At 54.1% G+C, this 3,524-nt stretch carries 2 protein-coding genes; both read right to left on the bottom strand.

The window, feature by feature from the left end; all coding sequences use genetic code 11:
* Positions 1 to 802 (bottom strand): PKD domain-containing protein (locus QNK41_RS02880; RefSeq protein WP_319253558.1); only part of this gene is annotated, 802 nt, incomplete at its 3' end.
* 556 nt (positions 803 to 1,358) lie between these two features.
* Positions 1,359 to 3,524: MtrB/PioB family decaheme-associated outer membrane protein (locus tag QNK41_RS02875; protein ID WP_319253556.1), on the bottom strand; the 2,166-nt coding region annotated here is incomplete at its 5' end.

Below are 3,524 nucleotides of genomic sequence, written 5' to 3'. Positions count from 1 at the left end.
CAATCCCGTCGTCAACGCCATCTGAAGCGCTGCCGTCCAAGGTGACCGGTGTGCCTTCGGCTACGGTTCGATCACCACCGGCATTGGCCACAGGCTCAATATTGACCCATGACACGTTCACGATGGTGGTGTCCGTGTCGGTATCCCCGGCTGCATCGGCCACGGTCAGGCGGAAGGTCAACGCCACCCCTCCAGGCCCCACATTGGGAGTGTTAAAGGTCGGTTTTACTGCCGAAGGGTTTAAGATATCCACGGCAACGGCTCCGGGGACCTGCTCCCAGAGGTAGCTGTCGATGCCGTCATCGCTGTCATCGGAGTTGGAGGCGTTCAGGGTAACGGTAACCCCCTCTTTCACAGTTTGGTTGGGGCCGGCATCGGCCACAGGCGGAGAATTGGGAACAACGATTAAAATATCAACCACATCGGAAGCGGCGGTTGACACACTACCAAAGGTATCTTTGGCCCACGCATAGAGTGTCTGGAGCCCATCAGCAGTGAATGTAAACTGACTGGGCGGTGAAGACTGCCAACCGGGATCGCTTGAGCTGGGCGCGGCAGCCGAGGTGGTCAGCAGGTACCCATTGACACGGGTCTTATTATATCGGTCAGAATCCGTGGCCATAAAGCTGTCAATGGGAACGGTAGTTGAATCATGGGACGATGGGAGTTGAAAATTAGTGACCACCGGTACGCCGTGGCATCCTCCGCAGGTTCCTGCGGGGTAATCCGGTTTGGCAAACGAAATACCCGACATGGCAATGGAAAGAAAACCGACGAACAAAACCATTAAGTACTTTTTCATTGTAAAAACCTTTCCGACCCATTTCAGTGGATCGAGTCTCATCGAAGACATCTTTGGAATCCCATGAATGGTACTGAGGAATGGCCCTCTACCCACGGCATTCGATTGGTTGCTTTTAAGTCACCTCTTGGTTGTTTTTTCTTAAGCTGCCGGCGCTTTAGCAATTATTTCAACAGAAGTATTAGCAACGATCATACCAAGTACTTTTTAATATCAATTACAAATATTTATATAATTTTTTACAGATTTTAGCATGCAAGATTAACGGAACTGTACACTTGGGTGTAATTTAATGTATACATTATTATGTTTAGACGATTGGCGGTGTCAGCCGGCGAGAGGGATGCTTCTCAATTTAATCGAAAAGGATGGCTTAAAAGAAACCGGAACATCTCTGAAAATGGTACTATAATAGGAGGGTTTCGAGGTTGAGAATCAACTACTCAAGTTATTTTTGAGTAACGTTGAACAGCAGTAAAAGCTAATGTCTTGTGCCGACCGCAGCTCCGGTAGACAAGGGGGATGGATGGAGTCACTAAATCAAGCGACCTGAGAATCAGCGATACCGAAAGGTAATTTTGGTGTAGACCACATGGGCGTCGTAATCCTGGGGCAGGGTCCCGGACAAAAGGGCCCCCTGGTAGTTGCCGGTGGTGTCCGTGGGAACATAGGAAAAACCCTCGGCGGCAAAGTCCGTATAGACGAATTTCTCCCAGAGATAGCCAACGGCAACATCGAAGTCCAGGGAGGTGTTGTGGTAGATGAGTTTGGTATTCAGCATGTGGGTCTTGGTATCGTCCACGGCGAAAAAATCTTCGAACGATCCGGACGGACTTGAGAATTCGAGATTCCCGTCAACGTCGCTGTAGGCATAGATCAGATCCAGATCCAGAAGATCCGGAATCAATGCCAGCTTAAAACCGCCGCCGATCGTGTCAACCAGGTCCTTGCCATCCGCGGTCCAGTCAAAATCCGTCGCCCCGCCATTTTGCCGGGCGCGCTGCTCATTTTCATAAATTTCGTGGGTATAGAAGAGGTTTAAGGTCAGCCGATCGCCCAGTGCATAGTCGGTATCGAATGAGAATACATAGCGATTGTCCTCGATCAGCCCGTATGGCGAATCGTGGAAATCATCGGTGCCATAAGCCGCGGAACCACTAAGGGCCAACGCATCCGTGGGGTAGACGGTGGCCAGGATCTCGAAAAAATCCCTCGTCAGATCGGCCTGGTCGTACATTCGCAATTGCGGGAGCTGCTCAAGATCCTGGCCGCCTTCAAGATAAACGTCGTAGCGGTAATCACCGATGTCCCGTTCGGTGCGCGCGTATGAAGTGCGAAGGTCCAGCCAATCCAGGACGCGGGTATCCAGTGATGCTTTCATGATGTGATCTTCCTGCTCGGCGACCTCGCGGTTTGTCCGATCGGTTTTCTCATATCTATAGCCCAGGGTCAGGTTGGATCGCGTGAATACATCGAATCCGACCTCCGCCCCGGCCTGCGTTTGGGTGTAGCTGGTGGGCAGATTTCGGATCGCTGTCGTAACGGGAAAGTCATCGGTTTCGACATAGCCGTCGGGAAATTCGATCACACCGGTCTGATTGTCATAGTCGTAATAACGAAAGCTGCCTTTGACGCGCATGAAGGACAGCGGCTTCGAGGTGAAGCGGAATTTGTAGAGCGATGTGTTCACCCGGGCATCCACCCGCTCGGCCGGCAGCGCCGGTGCAGTGATGGCGGTGTTGCTGGTGAATGGCACCAAGGCGTCATCCTGGGTCATGCGGCTCCAGGCCGCACTGGCCGTAATCTGGCTGCGCCAGGGCAGGTGCGTCAATGCGCCATTGACATTGATGTTATGATACTGGTTGTCCGGCGCCAGGTCGATGGTGCCGTTGGATGGACCGCCGACCGCATCGGTTGCCCGCAGGGGATTGTCGAAACGCAGGGTGTCCACGTTGTTTTTGAACTGGGAGTACTGGTAGGCCACGTTCAGAAGAAAAGGTGCCTGGGCGTACTCGCCACTGATCTTCATATCCGTGGTATCGTAATCGACAGGGTCGAAAAGCTCCACCATCTGGGAATTATTAAATGCACCGGCAAACGGTCGGGTGCCTTCACGCTTTTCGTTGGCCAGATCGACTCGCAGGGTAAAGGGGTCGAATGCCAGCAGGTTGAAACCAAGCTTGCGCTGGTCCCGTGTGGTAACGGGATCTCCCGTGACGGAACTGGTGGTCACGTAGCCGCTGAGTCGGTTGGCCACTTCGACCGCATTTGGCGCGGACTGGATATCGGCCTGCAGGTTGTCGTCAAGGCTCATATATCCCGAACCAACGCCGGAATAGAGCGTTCGGGCATCGTAGGCATAGCGGTGGATGAATTGGTCCCAGGTGGCATCGATGCCGAACTTGCCGTAGCGTCCGCCTTCAGCCCCAACGAACTGGTCATCCTGTCCGATGCCCACGGCCTCGCCGCGCAGGTAGTAGTCCCGGTCCTTTTCGACATCGATCTCCACGTCGCCCGACACCGGCGCTGTGATGTCCCGATACTCTTCGAACTTGGCGGAATCGCCCTCTACATCGGAGGACCGCAGAATCAGGCTGGCCTCGGCGGAAACCACCCATGGGGACAATTCAGGGTCCGGTTCCGCTTCCACTGCGGCGGCCGCTTCGTCCTGGTCAACCGCCGGCTGGTCCGACGCGGCCGGCATATCGACGGCGGGGGCGGG

It is taken from the genome of Desulfosarcina sp., from assembly GCF_033791525.1.
Classification (GTDB): Bacteria; Desulfobacterota; Desulfobacteria; order Desulfobacterales; family Desulfosarcinaceae; genus Desulfosarcina.
Note: the sequence above shows the minus strand (reverse complement) of the source record. Positions and strands in the feature narration are given on the sequence as shown.